Genomic DNA, 5,631 nt, shown 5'->3' with positions numbered 1-5,631 from the left:
TCTCCTCGCCCGGCTGGTTCGGAGTGGTCTCCTCACCCGGGTTCTCCGGGGTCGTCGACTCAGACGGCTCCTCCTCAGAGGTCACAGTCTGATCTTCGTCGTTGATGTTCTCGTGCGTGGTGATCTCATTTCCGTCACCCTCGTTCTTCGGAGCATCCTTACCGGTTTCATCAACCTGCTTGGAGTACAGCTTCTCGAATGCAACCGCAGTCTTGACTACACCCTCAAGGTCCTCATTGACCTTGATGTCAACAACGACCTCACCTACAGAGCTCTTCGGAGTGAAGGTCAGGTCACCACGACCGATAACAGCATGCTCACCGTTCTCGTTGAGAGCCTTGTTACGCAGCTCTGCCTTAAGAGTGTATTCCTTACCCGGAACTAGGTCGGTGTAAGAAACAGTGTCCTTAACTACGACGCCGGCAGCAACCTGCTTAGCATTATCGAATTCAGCCTTGGTCTTAATCGACGGGTTCAGCTCAGAGGTCACAGTCTGTGCCTCGTCGTTGATATCCTCATGCTTAGCAATCTCCTTCTCCTCGGTGGAGCCGGAGATATCGTTGCCGTCCTCGTCTACCTCGGAAGAGAAGAGCTTCTCAAAAGCAACTGCAGCGGTAACGCCGTCCTTGGCCTTGTCGTTGACGACGATCTCAACGTCCTCAGAGCCAGCAGAGTTCTCCGCAGTGAAGGTGTGGGTAGCCTCACCCAGAACGGTAGTGCCGTCTTCCTTGGAGATCAGTTTTGCCTTCAGGGTGTAGTTCTTACCCGGAACAAGGTCCTTATACGTCACGGTGTCGATAACCGTGGCGCCCTCAACAACGCGGTTGCCGTCCTTAAACTTGGCCGTCGTACCGATTTCAGGGTTCCAGACAGTGATAACGGTCTGTGCTTCGTCGTTGATGTCCTCGTGAGTGGCAATCTCCTTCTCCTCATGGGAGCCGGAGATGTCGTTGCCATCCTTGTCTACCTCGGAAGAGAAGAGCTTCTCGAAAGCAACGGCAGCAGCGATCGGGGACTCGAGCTGCTTATCGACGTTAATCTTTACCGCAACGTCGCCGGACTCAGCTTCCGCAGTGAATTCCTGCGAGCCGGTACCAACGACAGCGTGCTCGCCATTAGCGTCAGCAGCCTTGTTACGAAGTTCGGCCTTCAGGGTGTACTTCTTACCAGGAACCAAGTCCTCGTAGTGAACCGTGTCAATGACGGTTGCGCCAGCAACAACTTGCTGCTTGTCACCATCAAACTTGGCCTGGGTCTTGATCTCCGGCTTGCGCGGCTTCTCCTGCTGAGAAGTCGTCGGGGTCGGCTCCGGAACTACGTCAGTGGTCGGGGTCGGAGTCGGCTCCTCAGTTTCCTCGGTCGTCGACTCGTCGGTGCTCTCAGATGGCGTTTCCTCAGAGGTGGTTTCCTCCGTGGTCTGCTCATCGGTCGTCGACGGCTCAGACGGTTCGGTCGTCTCCTCCGTGGTCGGCTCCTCAGAAGTCGTCTCAGCCTCAGAGCTCTCAGACGTGGTTTCCTCAGAAGTGGTCTCCTCGGTGGTCTGCTCATCGGTCGTGGACGGCTCAGTCTCAGTGCTTTCCGACGGAGTCGGCTTCGGATTCGGGTTGCTCTCCTCATCCTTACCCGGATTCTCGCCGCCATCATCCGGCAGACCAGGCTGGTCAATCGGAACCACACGCTGTCCCCCACCACTGTTATGAGTGGTTATGCCGTTAGGGCCAACCACAGTGATGAAGGCATCCGCCGGCTGCTCAGGGATAGTAACCGACGGATCGGCTTCAAACTGCTGGTCGAGCGTTTGGGCATTGTCCTTTAGAATGCGCAGCCCCGTGTTCGCCGTGAAATCCTCCGAATTGCCGTCGAACCCGTGGAGCGGACGTGCCAGACCAGAGACATTTCCGCCGTCGTTTGCGTGAATAAACTTAATCGCGGCAGCCCTACCCGACGCATCAGAGACGAGCGCTGCCAAGTAAACGCTGTAACGGTTAGCAAGTTTCTTATCGCCAGCCGCCGTAGCATCACGCAGCTTCATTGCAATGCCGATTGCCGCATTCTGGAACTTCGGGTCATCAAAGCGAATCGCACCTGCTGTGGACTTCTTGTAGCTGCCCTTCTTGAGCATGGGATCGGCAACAGTGTAATCAATACACCAGCCCCATCCGACATCGTTGTTCTTGTGAGGGTTTCTCGCACCTTCTGGCGGAACACCAGCCCACACAAGCTGGCCCCAGCTATGATCTCCGCCAATTTTCGCATTTTCAGCGCCCAAGGTGGTGTTAGGCACGAAATCAGTCGGCTCGGCCGCGCCGGCCTTCGCCCAGGGAACGGTAACCATGGCTGCAATTACTGCAATTGCTGTAAGCACAGCAGTAAAGACCATCCACCCCTCTCTGGAGATATTCCTTAATCTACTCATCGTTTCCTCTTCGAATGATGTGAATGTCTACAAGTTTTCTGCACAGCAGCCTTAGACCACTGAACCAATCTGAAATCGGGACGTAGGTTTTTACACCTTTACCGGCGATTCTTCTCACGAATATCACGAACTATTATAGTCCACTCAGGAGACTATCATTCAACACAGGAAGCTGCAAGGTATCTCATTGCTCTATAAATTTCGCCTATACCCAAGTTGGAGCGTATTTATGCTGCACTAGACCGTTTTCAAGTCAGGCAGCTCCTATCTACCGCCCACTTGTTCTATTTTTCCTTCACATCGTCAACTTCTAAGTATTTCTTATAATACTCAATCTAAGATTTACTAAGTTTGCATATCAGTTTTTTCCCACCCGGATTGCGCAAGGAAACCTTCCGCCAGCGCAACAGCACTGTGCGCGCCCCCGCTGGCCTAATCCCCTTGTAAGCACCTGCGATACCTACGATCCCCCGCGACCTAGTAGCACCCCAAGGCCCGCGAAAGCTCGTACTCGCGAGCACTTAGCACCCTTACCGCTACACCTCGCAGACACGCGAAACGGCCGTGCACAAAGCACGGCCGTCATTCCCCATTAGAAACCTCATCCCACGGGGCTTAGACCACTACCCCCATTAATCAGTTTTATGGCTCGCCGAGCCCTCATTAATCATCCGCGGAACGCGTGAGCTTCGGATCAACGTCGACGACCGGCTCAGGGACCTCAATAACCTCGATGTCGGAGACCGGCGAGCCAGCAGCCGTCACTGGCTGTGCATCCACCTGGTCTCCCCCTGAAGACGAGCCCGACTCCACAGTAATCTTCGCCGCCGCGAGTGCCGCCCTGTCGCGGGCTGTCTCAACATCCTCAGCAGTCGTAGCCACCATCCCCATTCGGCGCCCTGCATACGCCCACGGCTTACCAAACAGACGCACGTCCGTCTCCTCATAAGCCATGGCAGCATCGAGGCCGGAGTAGGAGACATCATCAAGCTCAGCGTCCGCGTGCAGAATGACTGCCGCACCGGGGCTGACCAACGTCACATCGATCGGGAAGCCCAACATTGCGCGGACATGGAGTTCAAACTCAGAGAAGCGCTGTGTGTATCCAGTCAGCATTGCGGTATCCAAAGGACGCGGCGAGACAGAGGAGAAGTACACCTCATCACCCGCTACGAAGAGCTCAACGCCATAAACACCGCGCCCGCCCAATTCGTTGGAGATGCGCGCCGCAACGGAGCGTGCGTTCGCCAGGGCGTCCTCACTCATCGCCATAGGCTGCCAGGACTCCACCAAGTCACCGTTCTCATGACGGTGACCAATGGGCTCACTGAACCACGTTGCCAGCTTTCCCGTAGCCGGGTCAATGGAGCGCACAGCAAGGAGCGTGACCTCATAATCAAAGTCAACGAAGCGCTCCACCACCACGCGCTTATACTCCGAGGACACGTGGCGCACCATGGACCAGGCCTCATGCACGTCCTCTTCTTCCTTAAGAAGGACGTGCCCCTTTCCGGAAGTCGTAATATCCGGCTTCACGATGCACGGCAGACCCAACTCCCCCACCGCCTCTTGCAGCTCCTCCGCGGACTCAGCAAAGCGATAGGCAGTTACGGGCAGACCGATGCTCTCAGCCACCTCACGCACGCTCTCGCGGCACTGTGTTAGCTCACAGGCCCGTGCCGTCGGCACAACGGTGGTGCCGAATTCCTCAATGCGCTTCAGCGCTTCCACCGCGACTGTCTCCACCTCCGGGACCACATAGTCCGGCTTGATGCGCTCTGTCAGCTCCCACACCTTGTGCGGGTCCCTGATATCTGCAATGTAGCTAAAGTGCGCAAGCTGCTGCGCGGGTGCTCCTGCGTAGCGGTCCACGGCGTGGACCTCGAGTCCTAAGTTCTGAAAGGCAATTACCAACTGCTTGCCCAACTCGCCCGCTCCCAGGAGCAGCACCTTGGTGGCGTTTCCTGTCAGAGGGGTTCCGATCTGGCCTGCGATGTCGCCTACGGTAGTCATTCTCGAATTATCGCATACTTCTGGCGCTGCATTGCTTGGCGACGTCCCCCAAACCCCACCATCCCAACCCCATCGGGCACCGGCCACCCAGTGCGCCGGACTGAACCCTAGGATCACCAAGCCCCCTCCCCACCGCAGGGAAACGGTGGGAAAGGGGGCCTTGGTATTTAGACTGACCTTCTATGCGTCAGCCGGCCACTCAGGGCCGGCTGGCCCTCGGTGTGCGTTAGTGTCTCTTACTTGGAAGAAGAGGAACCGTTAGAGGAACCTGCACCCGGCGCACAAGCATCAGCGATAAGGCCAATAGCCAGAGCACCCGCAGCAATCAGAGCCACAGCGCCAGCAGCCTGCTGGTGGTCAACACCGAAACGCTTCAGCTGCGCATCAATACCAGCCATCTTGCCAGCCAGCGGACCATTGAACACACCAGCCTGCTTCTGCAGCTGAGTATTCAGATCCTGAATCTGCTTGTTAATCGGAGCAACAAAGTCCGACAGACCCGGAATGTTCATCTGGGAAGCCAGACCAACCGGAATCAGGAACAGCAGCGGAATACCAACACCCAGGCCGGTGTTGATGCAGCGCTGGGACAGGTTCGAAGACAGGTCAGAGGAACCATTACCCGGCTTAGACGGCTTCTCCGGGTCGGTGATCTTGACATCAACATCACCAATCTTGTTGCCGTCCTTGTCCTTGACAGCGACCTTGGCATCCTGCGGCTTCGTGCCCTCCGGCACCGACACCTTGATCTCACCGGTGTTCGGATCGATCTCGACCTTCGCACCCTCAATCGGCTTGCCGTCCTTGCCGATGACCTCACCAGTCATACCCTCAGTCGGGTTCTTGACCTTGTCATCCAGCTTCTTCGGCTTGCCGTTAGCCGGAATCTCATCGACGGTGCCAACAGCAACAATGCTCGGCTTGTCGTCCTCGTCAGAGCCTTCGTTGCCCTTGAAGTCGCTCTTGTCGAGCGGGTTGGTGCCGTCCTTCTTCTCCTGGCCGTCGTTGACGCCGTCACCATCGGTATCCGGATTCTTCGGATCGGTGCCGTCCTTGATCTCGTCACCGTCGTTGACGCCGTCACCATCGGTGTCCGGGTTGTTCGGATCAGTTCCAATCTCGATTTCAGTACGGTCTGTTACACCATCACCGTCGGTATCCGGGTTGGTCGGGTCGGTGTTGCCAGGCTCACCGTTCTCGTC

At 56.6% G+C, this 5,631-nt stretch carries 2 protein-coding genes and 1 pseudogene; all 3 read right to left on the bottom strand.

Annotated features, from left to right (window positions below):
- On the bottom strand, positions 1 to 2,365 hold a 2,365-nt coding region (locus HMPREF2978_RS13260), incomplete at its 3' end, for a VaFE repeat-containing surface-anchored protein (RefSeq protein ID WP_210398344.1).
- 714 nt (positions 2,366 to 3,079) lie between these two features.
- The gene (purT, locus tag HMPREF2978_RS08790; RefSeq protein ID WP_070745074.1) at positions 3,080 to 4,429 is read right to left on the bottom strand and encodes a formate-dependent phosphoribosylglycinamide formyltransferase; all 1,350 of its coding nucleotides are present in this window, start codon (positions 4,427 to 4,429) and stop codon (positions 3,080 to 3,082) included.
- 236 nt (positions 4,430 to 4,665) lie between these two features.
- A pseudogene (locus tag HMPREF2978_RS13255) lies at positions 4,666 to 5,631 on the bottom strand (hypothetical protein); the annotation flags it as partial.

The sequence above is a fragment of the Corynebacterium sp. HMSC074C01 genome (assembly GCF_001814605.1).
Lineage (GTDB): Bacteria > Actinomycetota > Actinomycetes > Mycobacteriales > Mycobacteriaceae > Corynebacterium.
The sequence above is the reverse complement of the archived record's forward strand: the minus strand, read 5'-3'. Positions and strand labels throughout refer to the sequence as shown.

Excerpts from the sequence above, each read along its gene's own strand:
- purT (WP_070745074.1), bottom strand. The coding sequence starts at position 4,429 with ATGACTACCGTAGGCGACATCGCAGGCCAGATCGGAACCCCTCTGACA.